This window comes from Shewanella zhangzhouensis (assembly GCF_019457615.1).
Classification (GTDB): domain Bacteria; phylum Pseudomonadota; class Gammaproteobacteria; order Enterobacterales; family Shewanellaceae; genus Shewanella; species Shewanella zhangzhouensis.
Map to the genome: position 1 here is coordinate 4,377,234 of NZ_CP080414.1, position 15,389 is coordinate 4,392,622.

The window sequence follows — 15,389 nt, forward strand, 5'->3', positions numbered from 1 at the left end:
CCATGAACCTGTATTTCAGACTTATCTGGTTGTTTTTATGGCGTGTTCGCCACTGCCGCTCCATTGGTTTTCTCGACACCAGCCTCATTGAGTATCGCGCCCTGCCGTCAGACTGCGACATCAATATGCACCTGACCAACAGTCGTTATCCGGCCTTTATGGATCTGGCCCGCACCTACATGCTGGCGGAAATGGGCCTGCTGAAGCGTTTCCTCAAGCTCAAGTGGATGCCCATAGTCAACGCCGCCGAATTCACCTATATCCGCGACATCAAGCCACTGCAAAAATTCACCATCGAGAGCCGGGTAGTCGGTTGGGACGAAAAATATTTTTATATTGATCAACGCTTTGTCAGCGAGCGAGGCCTGCACTGCATAGTGCATGTGCGCGGGGTATTCGTGTGTAACCGCAAGCAGGTGCCCATCAGTGAGCTGGTGCGGGAAGCGGGCTATGAAGGCGAAACGCCCGAATTGTCGCCTGAAGTGCAAAAATGGAAAGCCTTTTTACAGCTCAAGAAAGAGCGTAACAGCTAAGGGATGAGTTTAAGCCCGGTAACTTCTTCGGCGGCGGCGAGCTGTGCCTCCTCGGCCACCAGCTCCCATGCACCTCTGAGCTTGGCCTGCTGGCGGTAACGACAAAGGTTTTCCAAATCCAGTAAGGACATGAGTTCAAACGCGGGTTCGAGGCAGGGCACCAGGGCGCAGTCCGCCAGGGTAAAGCCATCCCCCACCAGCCAATGGGAATCGGCCAGTTCATCATCAATGCTGGCCAATACCTGCACCAAGCGCTGCCTGACCTGCGCCATGGCCAGCTCATTACGGTGTTCAGGCGCCATGCCCAATTGCTGCTCCAGCAAATACAACTGATTGCTGACGTCGTTGTCGATAATCCTGTCCCATAAGCGTACCCGCAGGCACTCGGCGCTGTCTCTTGGCAGCAACCGCGAGCCTCCGGGGATATGTTGGTCCAGATATTCGATGATGATGGTGGATTCAGGCACCAGACTGCCATCGGCGCACTTGAGCAGTGGCAGCTTGCAGGGAGGGTAAATCTTGCTGAATGCCTGACGTTGAATGGGATCCCTGAGCTCTGTTACCCGGGGATAAAAGTTGACCTGCTTTTCATACAATCCAAGCAGAACCTTTTGGGAATATCGCGACAACGGATGGTAAAAGAGCTCCATGGAATCAGGCTCCCAATCAAACGCCCTTTGTTTAATTTAGTTGGTTTTAGCGGGATTGGATCAAGCGCTCCTTGAGAAAGTCGAGAAATACCCGCACCCTCGGGGGCGTGTTTTCCTTGTAGGGATGCAGGGCATATACACCGCCTTCGCGCAAATGATAGTCAGGCAAAAGCAGTGCCAGTGCCCCTGACGCCAAATGCTCAGTCACCAGATTATCCGGCAGTATCACCACCCCCAGCCCCTGCAGCGCCAGGGCAATCAGGCCATTGGTGCTGTTGCAACTGATAAAAGGGGTGATCCTGACCCGAAACTCTTCACCCTGACCATTGTGCAGCGTCAAGGTTTTGGGCAGATGGCTTGATGCATGGGCCAACCATTGATGATGCTGTAAGTTGTCTGGGTGTAACGGTTTTCCATGAGCCGCCACGTATTCGGGGCTGGCCACCAACTGCTCATCAAAACTGCCAAGCTTAATGGCCCTGAATTCGGAATCCTCCGGCCAACCGGCCTGAATGGCCACGTCAATTTGATGTTCAAGCAGGTTCAGCTTGCTGTCCTCAAGCATCAGTGTGAGGCGAATGTTGGGATAACGGCGATGAAAGTCGCCGAGAAGGGGCAGCAGCGTGTGTTCACCCAGGCCAACCGGCGCAGTCACCCGAAGGCTACCGTGAAGATGCTCATCCGCCGGGCGTGTCACGGCCTCGGCCTGCCTTGCCAGCTGCAACAGCTCGCCGCAATAATGGAAAAATTCCCGCCCATCTTCGGTTAGGCTGATACGCCGGGTGGTGCGGTGAAGCAGCTCGCAACCCAAACGCTCTTCCAGCTTTTTCAGGTGCTGGCTCACCATGGAGCGGCTGATCCCCAACACTTCCGCGGCCATCGTCAGTGACCCTTGCTCTACAACCGAAGCAAACACCAACATGCGATACAATTGTGAAGCGTCCATGGGCGACCTTTTGTTAAGTTTGAATTACCAAAGATATAAGTAAATCACTCATTATCCAATTTCGCCACGGGAATAAACTGAGCACCTCATTCATACCAACCCTGAGGTACTTAAGATGATCCTGATACTCGGCGCCAGTGGTGAACTGGCTACCCTTACTGCCAATGCCCTGAAAACTCTTGGTAATACCGAAACTGTACGACTGGGCAGCCGCTCACCGGACAAACTGGACCCAGCACTCGGCCATGCCGTGTTTGCCGACTATGACCAGCCAGATTCACTGGATGCGGCCATGGCGGGAGCAGACAAGGTGCTGTTTATTTCCGGTAATACACCGAACGATATCAGACTCGGTCAACATTTGCGGGTTATCGCCGCAGCCAAAAAGGCCGGGGTTGCCCAGCTGGTATACACCAGTTTTCAATCACCCTCACTGGACAGCGCCTTCAGTTTTGGCGCAAGCCACGCCGCCACCGAGGCAGCCATCAGCGTGGCAGCCATTCCCGCCACTGTGGTGCGCAACGCCTTTTATGCAGAGCTGCAACTCATGGGCCTGGGCCACACACTGGAAACGGGCGTACTGACCCATGCCGCTGCGGAGGGACGCTTTGCCCCCGTGAGCAAACAGGATCTTGCCGAGGCGCTGGCGCGAATTTTGATGACCGATGGCCACACGGGCAAGACCTATGAACTGACCGGCCCTGAACTCCTGTCCTATGCCGATATCGCCGCCCTGCTTGGACAGCTCAGTGGCAAAGCCATCAGCACCCACCTTATCTCGGCCGAAGCCCAAATCGATGGGCTGCTGAAAATGGGATTACCGGCATTTTTAGCCACGGCACTCGGCGGCGCCAGTCGGGCCATTGCCGCAGGGGAATACGATAAACGCAGCGATGATTTAGCCCTGCTGCTTGGCCGCGCACCCACTGGTTTGGCTGCCGTCATCAAAGGAGCGTTGAAGCCAAACTGAGTGTGCAAGTAAACTGGCAAAGCCATTCACAGATTCAGGGAAGTCCATGAAAATCGAATCCTTTGCCAGTATTTATCAGCGCGCCGCCGAGCGCAAAGGCGGCGCCGATGCGCTGGAAGCCCTGCTGCCGCAGTCGTTGTCGGCCGACGAATATCAGGAGTATTCCGATGACCGCCTGCTGTCGGCCATGAGCAAACAGATATTTCAGAGTGGCTTTGTGTGGAAGGTAGTCGATGCCAAGTGGTCGGCCTATGAAACCGCGTTCTTTGGCTTCGATCCGCTTAAAGTGCTGCTGATGTCACCGGAGCAGCTCACCGCACGCGCAAGCGATCCAGCCCTTATCCGCCATGCCAAAAAGACCCAGGCCATTTATGACAATGCCCTGATGATAAAAGACATTGCCGCAGAACATGGCAGTTTGGCGCGTTACATTGCTCTCTGGCCCGGGGAAGAGATCACCTCGCTGTGGCAGGTGCTCAGGAAGCGTGGTGCGCGGCTTGGGGGCAACACAGGCCCCTACTTCCTGCGCGCCACAGGGAAAGACACCTTCCTACTGACCTCAGATGTTGAAGGTTATCTGAGGGCAACAGGCCTGGTGGATGCCGGGATGGCCACTCAAAAGGGGCTGACCCAGGCTCAGGCCGCCTTTAACCACTGGCAGGCTGAATCGGGCCGGACGCTGGCACAAATCAGCCGCATTATTTCCTGTGGTGTGGGTGACAACCGGATTTAAAACGCTTTACTGATCCCAACCACAAAACGATCGTCAAAAATCTCGGTTTGGGTACCGTAAACCTTGTGATCTGAGCCCACAGTGCTGCCGTGGTATCTCAGGTCCAGGGTATAGCCGGCCCAGGTTTTGGAGACGCCCAGGTTCCAGTGACCCCAGCCCTCGGCACCTTCACCGTCCAGGTCCTGATACCCAACAGAGCCTGACAGCTGAACACCGTTGTCCAAGGAATAGCTTGGGTGAATGGCATAGTTAACCCCTTGCCAACCGGCGACACCAAACCAGTCATCAAGGGTGGGGGTGACTTCCAGCTGCATGTTCAGCTGGCCGAACTGTTTGCCGACTTTCATCCACAACTCGGTGTAATTACTGTAGGAGGCGCCGGGATACAGGTAGGAAAACACCATCACATCATAGGTGAAACCTGAATCGCCAAATGCACCGGCCTTGCCGATAAAGGGCCCTGTCACCACTTCCAGATTCGGATCGGCAAACTTGATATTGGAGCCGAAGAAACCGGCATACCAGCCGGCATCATTGCTCCAGCTCAGGGTGCCCTGAATGGCAGGCACGTCGCCGTCCATGGTTTCCGATTCGCCACGGAATACGTAGTCGCTGGCGATGGTCAGTTTGCCCCCCAGGGTGCCGCCGAATACCTTGGCTTCCTGTGCCATCACACCGCTGGAACACGCAATGGCGGCCATGGCCAACAAGGTTTTATTCAATTTCATCATCACTGCCTCTTAATGTGGGTTTTCCCGCTGAGGGCAATGATAAGGACGGGTTATGAATGGCCTTGATGAGGCGCGTGAACAGCTCGCGACAGTTTATGAAGAAATATGAACAGCTGTTAACGGAGGTTACCGACTGACTTTCTCATAAACTCAAATGTTAACAAATAGCTAAATACATGCAAATAAACGAGATTTTTGCATTCCTTTACAAATTTAAGCCATTTGCTGACTTGAGCTGCCCCATCCTGTGTGAGATAACTGACTGATCATAAATTTAGTATTAAAAATGGGCGATTTGTCTGGGTATCGTGAGCTTTTTATCCGCACATCCCCGTTAGCCCAGACACAAAAAGGAGATTTCAATGCGGCAAATGTTAAAAATTGCCTCGGCCATAGGCATGGTCTTGTGGGTCAGTGCCTGCCAGGAAGATGCTCAGCAAGCTGCCAATCAGCAGCAAATGCCCCCCATGGAAGTCGGCACAGTGCAGGTCACTGCTGCACCCCAGAACATCATGGTTGAACTGCCCGGCCGCAGCCGCGCTTTCCTCGAAGCCGAGGTTCGCCCCCAGGTTTCCGGCATCATCATGGAGCGTAACTTCGTTGAAGGGCGTGAAGTGAAAGAAGGTCAGTCACTCTACAAAATCGATGACGCCACCTATAAGGCCACCCTCGAAAGCGCCAAGGCCGACCTCGCCAGCGCGCAGGCTTCATTGGCCAGCGCCAAGGCCCGCGCCGCCCGCTACGAAAAATTGGTGAAAACCAATGCCATTTCCAAGCAGGACTTTGACGAAGCCGATGCTGCCTACAAGGAAGCGCTGGCCCGGGTGAAGGTGGCCGAGGCCCAGCTACATACCGCCAATATCAATCTGAATTACACCGAAGTGCAGGCCCCGATTTCTGGCCGCATCGGAAAATCGTCCGTAACGCCAGGCGCGCTGGTCACCGCTAATCAGGGGCAGATACTGGCCACCATTCAGCAGCTGGATCCCATTAATGTGGATATCACCCAATCCAGCGCCCAGCTGCTGGCCCTCAAGTCCAAGCTAAAAGCCGGTAAGCTGCAGGCGGCCGATAACGCCGAAGTGCAACTGGTACTCGAAGATGGCACCACCTACGAGCACAAGGGCAAGCTGCAATTTGCCGAAGTGAGCGTGGATGAAAACACGGGTTCTGTGATTCTGCGAGCCGAATTCCCCAACCCAGACAACGTGTTGCTGCCGGGTATGTATGTACGCGCCATGCTGAACACAGGGGTGGATCCCAACGCCATTCTGGTGCCGCAAAAGGCCATTACCCGCAACACCCGCGGTGAAGCCGTGGCCATGGTGGTGAACGCCGAAAACAAGGTTGAGGCCCGTACCGTGACCACAGCGGAGGTTATCAATCATCAGTGGCGTATTACGTCAGGGCTGAATGCCGGCGATAAATTGATTGTTGAAGGGCTGCAGAAAATACGCCCCGGTGCACCGGTCACTGCCACCGCGGCGCAGGCCAAGTAATTGGCCAAGGACCTCAGGAACCCGCGAAATTCAGGATTAAGCTATGGCACGTTTCTTTATTGATCGACCCATTTTTGCATGGGTGATCGCGATTTTGGTGATGCTGGCAGGGGTATTGGCTATCAAAAGCCTGCCCGTGTCCCAGTACCCGAACATCGCACCACCCACTGTGGTGATCTCCGCCAACTACCCAGGCGCCTCCGCCAAGACGCTGGAAGACTCGGTCACCCAGGTGATTGAGCAGCGCATGACGGGCTTGGATCACCTGCGTTATATAAATTCCACCAGTGATGGTTTCGGTAACGCCGAAATCACCCTGACCTTTAATGCCGAGGCCGATGCCGACATCGCCCAGGTACAGGTTCAGAACAAACTGCAATCGGCTATGCCTCTGCTGCCGCAGGAAGTTCAGGCGCAGGGTGTCAGGGTGAACAAGTCCACCTCGGGCTTTTTGATGGTACTGGGCTTTGTGTCGGAAGATGGCAGCCTGACCAAAAACGATATCGCCGACTATGTGGGCTCCAATGTTCAGGACCCCTTAAGCCGGGTTGCCGGTGTGGGTGAAATTACCCTGTTCGGTGCGCCTTACGCCATGCGTATATGGCTGGACCCACTGAAACTGACCCAATACAGCCTGACCACGCAGGACGTGATTGCAGCGATTCGCGAGCAAAACGCCCAGGTGTCAGCAGGTCAGCTCGGTGGTGCGCCTGCGGTACTGGGCCAGGAGCTGAACGCTACAGTATCGGCCCAGAGCCGTCTGGAGACCCCGGAAGAGTTCCGCAAGATTATTCTCAAGTCAGATACCAGCGGTGCCAAGGTGTTCCTCGGCGACGTAGCCAGGGTTGAGCTGGGCGCCGAAAGCTATGTGGTGGAGTCGTTCTACAACGGCCGCCCGGCTGCCGGTATCGCCATCAGCCTGGCAACGGGAGCCAACGCCCTGGATACCGCGACCCGGGTGCGGGAAAAAATCGCCGAAATGAAGCCCTTCTTCCCGGCGGGCCTCGAGGTGGTTTATCCCTACGACACCACGCCCTTCGTTAAACAATCCATCGAAGGCGTAGTGCACACCCTGCTGGAAGCCGTGGTACTGGTATTTGTGATTATGTACCTGTTCCTGCAGAACTTCCGCGCAACCCTTATCCCGACGATTGCCGTGCCTGTGGTACTGCTGGGTACTTTCGCCATTCTGTCGGCCTTTGGTTTCTCCATTAACACCCTGACCATGTTCGCCATGGTGCTGGCCATCGGTCTCTTGGTAGACGATGCCATCGTGGTGGTGGAAAACGTTGAACGTGTGATGCAGGAAGAAGGTCTGGGGCCGGTTGAAGCCACCCGCAAGTCCATGGATCAGATCACCGGCGCCCTGGTGGGTATCGGTCTGACCCTGTCGGCGGTATTCGTGCCCATGGCCTTTATGTCAGGTTCAACCGGGGTGATTTACCGTCAGTTCTCCATCACTATCGTGTCGGCCATGGCGCTGTCGGTACTGGTGGCCCTGATCCTGACGCCCGCCCTGTGCGCCACCATGCTCAAGCCTCTCAAGCCAGGCCATGCCCATGGTCAGCACGGCTTCTTTGGCTGGTTCAACCGCAGTTTTGAAAAGATGACCTCGCGCTACGAGGGCAGCGTTGCCGCAATCCTCAAGCGCTCAGCCAGGGTGATGGCGATATATCTGGCATTGGTGGTCGCGACCGGCTGGATCTTTATGCGTATGCCCACTGCGTTCCTGCCCGATGAAGACCAGGGCATCCTCTTTGCCCAGGTGATCCTGCCCACCAACTCCAGCCAGGAGTCCACGGTGAAGGTGCTGGAAAAGATGGACAAGTTCTTCCGCGAAGAGGAAAAGGACAACGTGAACTCTGTGTTCTCGGTGGCCGGCTTCTCCTTTGCGGGCATGGGTCAGAACATGGGTATTGCCTTCGTTGGCATGAAAGATTGGGCCGTGCGTGAAGGCGCGGGGCAGGACGTGTTCTCGTTGCAGGGTCGTGCCATGATGGCCTTCTCCCAGATTAAAGAAGCCTTCGTGTTTGCCTTTGCGCCACCGGCAGTGATTGAACTCGGTACCGCCAACGGTTTCGACTTCTACCTGCAGGACAAGAATGGCCAGGGTCACGCCAAGCTGCTGGAGGCCCGTAACCAACTGCTGGGCATGGCGGCACAAAATCCCAACCTGGTGGGCGTGCGCCCCAACGGTCAGGAAGATGCGCCCATGTACCAGCTGGATATCGACCATGCTAAACTGCGCGCTCTGGGTGTGGATATCTCCTCGGTGAACAGTGCCATCGCCACCGCCTGGGGCGGCAGCTATGTGAACGACTTTATCGACCGTGGACGGGTGAAGAAGGTGTATGTACAGGGCGATGCCGAGTACCGGATGCAGCCTGAAGACCTGAACACCTGGTATGTACGTAACGCCAAGGGCGAAATGGTGCCCTTCTCGGCCTTCGCCACCGGCCGCTGGGACTTTGGCTCACCACGTCTGGAGCGCTTCAACGGCTTGCCCGCCATGAATATCCAGGGCGCCACCGCCCCTGGCTACAGCACGGGTGATGCCATGAATGACATCGAAAAGATTGTCGAGCAGTTGCCACCGGGCTTTGGTGTCGAGTGGAACGGCCTGTCCTATGAAGAGCGACTCTCAGGCAACCAGGCTCCGGCCCTCTATGCCCTGTCGATTCTGGTCGTGTTCCTGGTACTTGCGGCCCTCTATGAGAGCTGGTCAGTGCCCTTTGCCGTGGTGCTGGTTGTGCCGCTGGGGATCATCGGTGCCCTGCTGGCCATGAATGGACGCGGTCTGTCCAACGACGTGTTCTTCCAGGTTGGCCTCTTGACCACTGTGGGTCTGGCCACCAAGAACGCCATTCTTATCGTGGAATTCGCCAAAGAATACTATGAGAAGGGTGCGGGTCTGATTGAGGCCACGCTGCACGCAGTAAGAGTGCGTTTGCGCCCCATTCTGATGACCTCGCTGGCCTTTGGTCTGGGGGTTGTACCACTGGCCATTTCCACCGGTGTGGGGTCGGGTGCCCAGAACGCCATCGGTACCGGTGTGCTCGGCGGTATGATGAGTTCGACCTTCCTTGGTATCTTCTTCGTGCCGCTGTTCTTTGTGATTGTTGAGCGTATCTTCAGCAAGCGCGAGAAAAAGGCACAATCCGGTGCGGAGGCTGGCAAACACTGAGTCAGTGGCGCCATCGAATAGCATGAAGCAACAAGCCCCGCACTGCGGGGCTTTTTATTACGGCTGGGGTGTTGGGCCTGGTTGCGCTCAGGCAACGCGCAGCGGAATTTCCATGGCATTGTCACAGTGTCGCACTGCCTGCCCCACCATTTCATCGTATGCACTCTCCTGACGCAGTACAGTCTGGCGAACCGGCAAGCCCTCAAGCAGCGCCTGCATCTGGCACAGATTCAAACTCCTGAGCATGCGATCCTCTTCATCGGTGACATACAGTTCAGCGCCGTCTATCACCACAGACAGCTGGTAAAGGGACATGTCCAGCGAGTGAATGCAGGCCTTATCGATGCAAGGCAGAACTTTCAGGCTTGAAAAGCGAATTGTCATGGCAAGGCTCCTTGGCTTGGGTTGCCAGAATGGATACGCCGCCAACGACTGAATGGATTAAAAAATAAACCCCGCGTTGGGCGGGGTCTTAAAAGGCTCGGCTCAGAGGGCTGATACGGCTTTTCTTGGATTGGCTGCCTTGCCCGGCATCACAGAACGATTCTTGTGGCCGGCGACTGCCTCGGCTTGCTGCACTTGTGGATTGGCAACCTGCTCGCTGCCTGTGGTGGCACAGCCGCTGGCAAAAATAACAAGGAGCGCTGCAAAAGCGTACTTCATGGGTGTCCTCGAAATGAAATCTGACATGCTTATTTGAGCCCGTGGGCGTTGCTGGCTTTGACGGCTCCCGGCGGCCAACGTCTCAGGCGGCGTTCTGTTCAAAGCACCCGGCGACCTGCAGGGCGGGCGCAATTTACAGCGCATCCGCTCAAATGTCGAGCGAAAAACACCATCAATTGCTCATATCTCATACTGCAAAGGAATAGTTAACACAAACAGTACGCTATGCTGTTTTTAACACATCAAATAAGCCATTGAAATTGGGCATTTTGCCAGCATTACAGCCCCGTATGGCGCGCAATCGCCAACTCGTCGGCAATACCAAAAATAAAGCCGAGATCGGCAAAGATCGCTTCAATGGGATCTTTAAAATCGATGGGCTTTTCATGGTCCTGGTCGTGGGTAAAAAAATCCCGCGAGGTGGGCACACGGATAAGCAGCTTGTTGTCTTTAAAACAGGCCTCAAGCCCATGGCCAAAGTGGCTGTCGAGCTCGATGAAGCGCTCCATCATGCCGGGGTTCAGCAGATAACGGGCTTCCACCTGATCCGAGGCAAATACCTCAAAATTCGCCTCAAAGCGGGGATCTTCCAGCTTCACCCTGTCGAGCCCCCGCTGCCCCAGGCGGAGCCAGAAGCCGCCATCGCGCACCACCCGGGTGGTGCCCCTGAAGGCTTTTTTCAGGGTAAAAGCCAGCAATACACCTTTGAATTCCAGCTCGTACTTATCGTTGTTTTTCTTTTCGTAAAAACCCACATTGAAGAACTCGAACGGCACCCCGTGGTGGCTGCCCTTCAGGTGGCTGAAGCAGCTCGATTTATCGTGCTTGGGGAAAATGCCGAAATCTTCATAGGCTCTGTGCTGGCCGGTAGCCTCCTTGCCCCACTTGAGGACAAAGTCATTGCCAAAATACGCCAGTACCCTGGGATAAAGCCTGTCCATGCCTTCATCCATAAAATTGGACAGTTCGTTGCCCGCCCACCAGGCCAGCGCGGCCATGCCAAGCATAATGACAAAGGCCAAACCAAAGCCGATGAAAATCCACGGTGATGGCAGAACGCCAAAAAACCCCAGGACACTGCTGCCAAACGACAGCAAAATCATCGGCCAGAATAACCGGGTGACGGGTCTGATTTCCGCCATCCGCGCCTGCTGACGGGCCACAATGGGCCCGCGCCTTGCCTCCAACTTTTTACACAACGGCCAGATAAATTGCTGATAGTGTTTGGAAAATGGCTTTCGATGCTCGAATGGAATATTAAAGTCTGAGGTGGCCATCTGACTCCCTGATGGTCTGAGATTAACAACGCCCACTTCCGGGCTGTGGATGTTACTTGGGCAGCTTGGCGAGCCAGCGATCCAACTGGTTGGCAAATGCCTGGCGGTCGGCCTGTGACAGGGGCGCAGGGCCACCACTCTGGATCCCGCTGGCACGCAGGGTTTCCATAAAATCACGCATATTCAGCCGGGCCTTGACGTTTTCAGCGGTATAAAGCTCGCCACGGGGGTTGAGGGCCAGCGCACCCTTGGCAATCACTTCATCCGCCAGCGGAATATCGGCGGTGATCACCAGCTCACCTTTGCTGACGCGTTTGACGATTTCGTTGTCGGCCACATCGAACCCCGACTCCACCCTAATCGACTTGATAAAAGGTGATGGCGGCACACGCACACTCTGGTTTGCCACCAGGGTCACTGTGATTTGTCGCCGCTCGGCGGCACGAAAAAGCACCTCTTTAATCACCGATGGGCAGGCATCGGCATCGACCCAAATTTGCACAGAGACTCCGCAAACACAGACTGTATATGGCACGACTCGCTTTCGCGGCCGCGGTTGTCGCAACCCATTGGGCTAAAGTGCAAATTATGCCAGAGCCAGGGGCGGGGGTACACGGGCAACAATAGTTAACAGATTGTTATAAAGTTGTACACTTTTTCGCCCAATGCTTGTATGTTCAGATCTCCGGTCACAAAAACCGGGCACGTAAATCACGTGAATAAGAAGTATAAAACCCTGATAACAATACTCTTTAGGAGATTAAGCATGCAGATTAAGACTCGCGTTTCTCTTGCCGTTGCCATTGCACTGGCCAGCGCCGGCTCCCTGGCTGCCGACAATCACAAAGCGATGCAAGGGCTCAAAAATGGTCGCGCCCACGTTGCCGATGAGTTGATTGTCCAATACCGCGCCGACTCCAACGACAGCCAAAAAGAACTCGCCCTGGCCAGAGTTCAGGCCAACCACATTGAAACCCTCGGCAAAAATCAGCGCGGCGAACTTCGCCTCGTCAGCCTGCCCGTTGGCAAGGACATGGCAGCAGCCATGCGCGAACTGGCCGCCGATCCCAACGTGGAATTTGTTGAACCCAACTGGATTTACCAGCACGCCGACGCGGCCAATGACACCTACTACACCAATGGCTCGCTCTGGGGCATGTACGGTGACGCCACCAACCCGGCCAATGGCTGGGGTTCACACGCGGGTGAGCAATGGAATGCCGGTAACACAGATTGCAGCGATGTGGTCGTTGGGATTATCGACGAAGGCTACATGTACGAGCACGAAGATCTGGCAGACAACGCGTTCCAAAATCCCGGCGAAATCCCAGGCGACGGCATAGACAACGATGGCAATGGCTATGTGGATGACGTTTATGGCTGGGACTTTGATGGCAACGATAACTCGGTGTTTGATGGCACCATAGATGATCACGGCACCCACGTGGCCGGTACCATAGGCGCTGTCGGCGGTAATGGTAAAGGCGTGGCGGGGGTTTGCTGGAACGTGAAGCTGATGAGCGGCAAGTTCCTGGGTCGCCGAGGCGGTACCACGGCCAATGCCGTTAAGGCGGTGGACTACTTCACCGATATGAAACAGCGCCATGGGCTCAATCTGGTCGCTACCAGCAACAGCTGGGGTGGCGGTGGTTACTCTCAGGCGTTGGAAGATGCCATTGGCCGTGCCAATGATGCAGGTATCCTCTTCATCGCCGCGGCCGGTAACGACAGCTACAACTGCGACTCGGGCTCAAACTGCTATCCAGCCGAATACCCAAATGACAACATCATTGCTGTGGCCTCCATCACCAGCAGCGGTGCCATGAGTTCCTTCTCCAGCTATGGTGCCACCACTGTGGATATCTGTGCTCCGGGCTCCGGCATTTACTCAACCGTGCCCAAGAGCAGCAAGGGTCAGGTGATTTCAGGCTACGCCAGCTACAACGGTACCTCCATGGCTACACCTCATGTATCGGGCGCTGCCGCACTCTACAAAGCCCTGCACCCCAGTGCCAGCCACATGGACGTGAAGGATGCTCTGCTTAACGGTGCCACACCCACGGGTTCCTGCCAGGGTAAAGTCTCCAGCAATGGTCGACTCGATGTCAGCAGTTTTTAATCGCTGACGGCGCTGTTACTTGACGACAAAAAGGCCCCGCTCTGGCGGGGCTTTTTTGTTGGGCACCCTTACGGGATGTAGTAGGTGGCGGCGCCCGGCCCCACCGGTAAGCCAAAGCCGAACACCCACAGGAAGAAGAAGCTGGTCCAGCCGACAAAGAACACCAGGGTATAAGGCAGCATGGTGGCCACCAGGGTACCTATGCCCATGTCCTTCTTGTAACGGCAGGCCACCGCCAGGATAAGGCCGAAGTAACTCATCATGGGGGTAATAAGGTTGGTGACCGAGTCGCCAATCCGGTACGCCGCCTGAATGGTCTCGGGGGCATAACCCACCAACATCAACATGGGCACAAAAATCGGCGCCGTGACCGCCCATTGGGCAGAGGCCGAGCCCAGCATCAGGTTGATAAAGCCGCACATGGCGATAAACAGCAAAAACAGCAAAGGGCCGGTGAGGCCAATGGCACTCAGGGCATCTGCGCCCATTACCGCCAGCACGGCACCGAGATTGGTCCACTTGAAAAAGGCCACAAACTGAGACGCGAAGAACACCAGCACTATGTACATCCCCATGGTGCCCATACTGTGGCTCATGGCGTTGATCACATCAGTGTCTTTTTTCATGGTGCCAACCACCTTGCCATACACCAGACCGGGAATGGCAAAGCAGACAAAGATAAACACCACTATGCCCTTAAGGAAGGGTGAGCCGGCCACCAGGCCGGTATCCGGATGACGAAGCGGCGCACCTTCAGGGACCACGGTCAAGGCCAGAATGACGCCCAGAACAAGGACAGCCAATCCCGCCATTTTCAAGCCACGGCGCTCGATGTCGGTGACCTGCTCCATGGCCTGACCATCGAGATCGATGGAGGCTTCACTGGGGTCGTACTTACCCAACTTGGGCTCGACAATTTTTTCGGTCACCCAGGCGCCCATAAAGGACACGACAAAGGTAGAGGCAAACATGAAGTACCAGTTCACCTCGGGGCCAACCACATACTCGGGGTCAATCATACGGGCGGCGGCTTCGGTGATGCCCGACAGCAAGGGGTCTATGGTGCCCAACAACAAGTTGGCACTGTACCCCCCCGACACCCCGGCAAAAGCGGCTGCCAAACCGGCGAGAGGGTGCCTTCCGAGGGAGTGAAAAATCATTGCCGCCATGGGGATAAGCACCACATAGCCAAGCTCGGAGGCCGTGTTTGATACGATGCCGGCAAAAACGATGGTGACAGTCACCAGGCGGCGGGAGCGGCCTATAACCAGTGCGCGCATCGCGGCGCTGAGCAGGCCGGAACGCTCGGCAATGCCCACCCCAAGCAGGGCAACCAGCACAGTGCCCAGGGGTGTGAAGCCGGTGAAATTGGTCACCAGGTTGGAGACTATGAGGCGCAGACCTTCGGCATTCATCAGGCTGACGACCGAAATGATCCCATCTGCATTGCGACCGGAGGCGCCTTCGGGACGGGGGTCGGTCACCGAGAGCTCGAAATAGCCCAGGATCCCTGACAGCAGCACCACAGCAACACAGAACATGGCAAACAGGGTGATGGGATGGGGCAAGAGATTCCCCAGACGCTCCACCAGATTCAAAAACCGGACAAACCAGCCGCTTTTGGCGATGTCTTCCGGTGTTTCAGAGGCGGTCGCCTCCCGGGAGTTGGTGCTCATGTTCTTTCCTTCGGCCTGGCTGCTGGGCAGCACTCGTTATCATTAATTCATTCAGCAGCAATGGGCGGCATAAACGCCAAACCAGCGTCAGCTGCGGGCTCGAAACCCTATCACAAACGAGTTAAGTCAAACTTAAGCTGAAAAAAAGGGATCCCTCGGGGGATCCCATCACGGCAAATTGGTCGCCAAATCCAAATGTTGTGCACCTGTAACTCTATTGTATTCAGGCTGAACTCAAGCTGAACTAAATGACTGATTACAGGCTTGTAAGGCGGGGCTAATTGTTAAATTGCCAAATAAGCGTCTTTTCACAGGGATAAACCGCTGCCATTGACATGTTAGCTTGCATTGGTGTCGTTTTTTCACTCAAATCGAATGGTGCTTTTTCACCATAAATACAGACAGATA

Annotated in this window: 14 protein-coding genes; 6 read left to right on the forward strand and 8 right to left on the reverse strand. The window is 55.5% G+C overall.

Annotation, left to right across the window (positions count from 1 at the left end):
* The first annotated feature begins 2 nt into the window (after nucleotides 1-2).
* Complete coding sequence (locus tag K0H63_RS19365; RefSeq protein WP_220066097.1) at nucleotides 3-533, forward strand: thioesterase family protein; 531 nt, start codon at nucleotides 3-5, stop codon at nucleotides 531-533.
* Here K0H63_RS19365 and K0H63_RS19370 read toward each other — a convergent pair.
* Together K0H63_RS19370 and K0H63_RS19375 are read right to left on the reverse strand one after the other, a co-directional pair.
* The gene (locus K0H63_RS19370; RefSeq protein ID WP_220066098.1) at nucleotides 530-1,183 is read right to left on the reverse strand and encodes a glutathione S-transferase family protein; all 654 of its coding nucleotides are present in this window, start codon (nucleotides 1,181-1,183) and stop codon (nucleotides 530-532) included. The genes K0H63_RS19365 and K0H63_RS19370 overlap by 4 nt on opposite strands.
* 46 nt (nucleotides 1,184-1,229) lie before the next feature.
* Nucleotides 1,230-2,129, reverse strand: a complete 900-nt coding sequence (locus K0H63_RS19375; RefSeq protein WP_220066099.1) for a LysR family transcriptional regulator — start codon at nucleotides 2,127-2,129, stop codon at nucleotides 1,230-1,232.
* A 115-nt stretch (nucleotides 2,130-2,244) separates the two neighbouring features.
* Between K0H63_RS19375 and K0H63_RS19380 the strand changes: the two genes are divergently transcribed.
* Complete coding sequence (locus tag K0H63_RS19380) at nucleotides 2,245-3,099, forward strand: NAD(P)H-binding protein (RefSeq protein WP_220066100.1); 855 nt, start codon at nucleotides 2,245-2,247, stop codon at nucleotides 3,097-3,099.
* A 46-nt stretch (nucleotides 3,100-3,145) separates the two neighbouring features.
* Entirely contained in the window at nucleotides 3,146-3,832 is a 687-nt protein-coding gene (locus K0H63_RS19385) for a DNA-3-methyladenine glycosylase I (protein WP_220066101.1), read from the forward strand.
* On the opposite strand, the gene K0H63_RS19390 is transcribed toward K0H63_RS19385, so the two are convergent.
* Nucleotides 3,829-4,503, reverse strand: coding sequence for a TorF family putative porin (locus tag K0H63_RS19390; protein ID WP_434086772.1), 675 nt, complete (start codon nucleotides 4,501-4,503; stop codon nucleotides 3,829-3,831). The genes K0H63_RS19385 and K0H63_RS19390 overlap by 4 nt on opposite strands.
* Before the next feature lie 422 nt (nucleotides 4,504-4,925).
* Here K0H63_RS19390 and K0H63_RS19395 point away from each other — a divergent pair, with 422 nt between their 5' ends.
* Together K0H63_RS19395 and K0H63_RS19400 are read left to right on the forward strand one after the other, a co-directional pair.
* Nucleotides 4,926-6,062 (forward strand): efflux RND transporter periplasmic adaptor subunit, encoded by a 1,137-nt coding sequence (locus K0H63_RS19395; protein WP_220066103.1) that lies wholly within the window; start codon nucleotides 4,926-4,928, stop codon nucleotides 6,060-6,062.
* A gap of 43 nt (nucleotides 6,063-6,105) precedes the next feature.
* On the forward strand, nucleotides 6,106-9,246 hold the full coding sequence (locus tag K0H63_RS19400; RefSeq protein WP_220066104.1) for an efflux RND transporter permease subunit: 3,141 nt from the start codon (nucleotides 6,106-6,108) through the stop codon (nucleotides 9,244-9,246).
* A gap of 87 nt (nucleotides 9,247-9,333) precedes the next feature.
* Here the strand turns inward: K0H63_RS19400 and K0H63_RS19405 are convergent, their stop codons facing one another.
* The 4 genes from K0H63_RS19405 to K0H63_RS19420 all read right to left on the reverse strand — a co-directional run bounded on the left by K0H63_RS19405 (nucleotide 9,334) and on the right by K0H63_RS19420 (nucleotide 11,688).
* The gene (locus K0H63_RS19405) at nucleotides 9,334-9,630 is read right to left on the reverse strand and encodes a DUF6482 family protein (RefSeq protein WP_220066105.1); all 297 of its coding nucleotides are present in this window, start codon (nucleotides 9,628-9,630) and stop codon (nucleotides 9,334-9,336) included.
* Nucleotides 9,631-9,732: 102 nt separating this feature from the next.
* On the reverse strand, nucleotides 9,733-9,909 hold the full coding sequence (locus tag K0H63_RS19410; protein WP_220066106.1) for a hypothetical protein: 177 nt from the start codon (nucleotides 9,907-9,909) through the stop codon (nucleotides 9,733-9,735).
* A gap of 278 nt (nucleotides 9,910-10,187) precedes the next feature.
* Nucleotides 10,188-11,186 (reverse strand): DUF3137 domain-containing protein, encoded by a 999-nt coding sequence (locus tag K0H63_RS19415; protein WP_220066107.1) that lies wholly within the window; start codon nucleotides 11,184-11,186, stop codon nucleotides 10,188-10,190.
* 52 nt (nucleotides 11,187-11,238) lie between these two features.
* Nucleotides 11,239-11,688: a YaiI/YqxD family protein gene (locus K0H63_RS19420; RefSeq protein ID WP_220066108.1), complete on the reverse strand. Its 450-nt coding sequence runs from the start codon at nucleotides 11,686-11,688 to the stop codon at nucleotides 11,239-11,241.
* Between the two features lie 264 nt (nucleotides 11,689-11,952).
* On the opposite strand from K0H63_RS19420, the gene K0H63_RS19425 reads away from it, so the two are divergent.
* Nucleotides 11,953-13,305: a S8 family peptidase gene (locus K0H63_RS19425; RefSeq protein WP_220066109.1), complete on the forward strand. Its 1,353-nt coding sequence runs from the start codon at nucleotides 11,953-11,955 to the stop codon at nucleotides 13,303-13,305.
* Between the two features lie 68 nt (nucleotides 13,306-13,373).
* On the opposite strand, the gene K0H63_RS19430 is transcribed toward K0H63_RS19425, so the two are convergent.
* A complete protein-coding gene (locus K0H63_RS19430) occupies nucleotides 13,374-14,981 on the reverse strand; it encodes an AbgT family transporter (RefSeq protein WP_220066110.1) in 1,608 nt (535 codons plus the stop codon).
* Nucleotides 14,982-15,389: the final 408 nt, after the last annotated feature.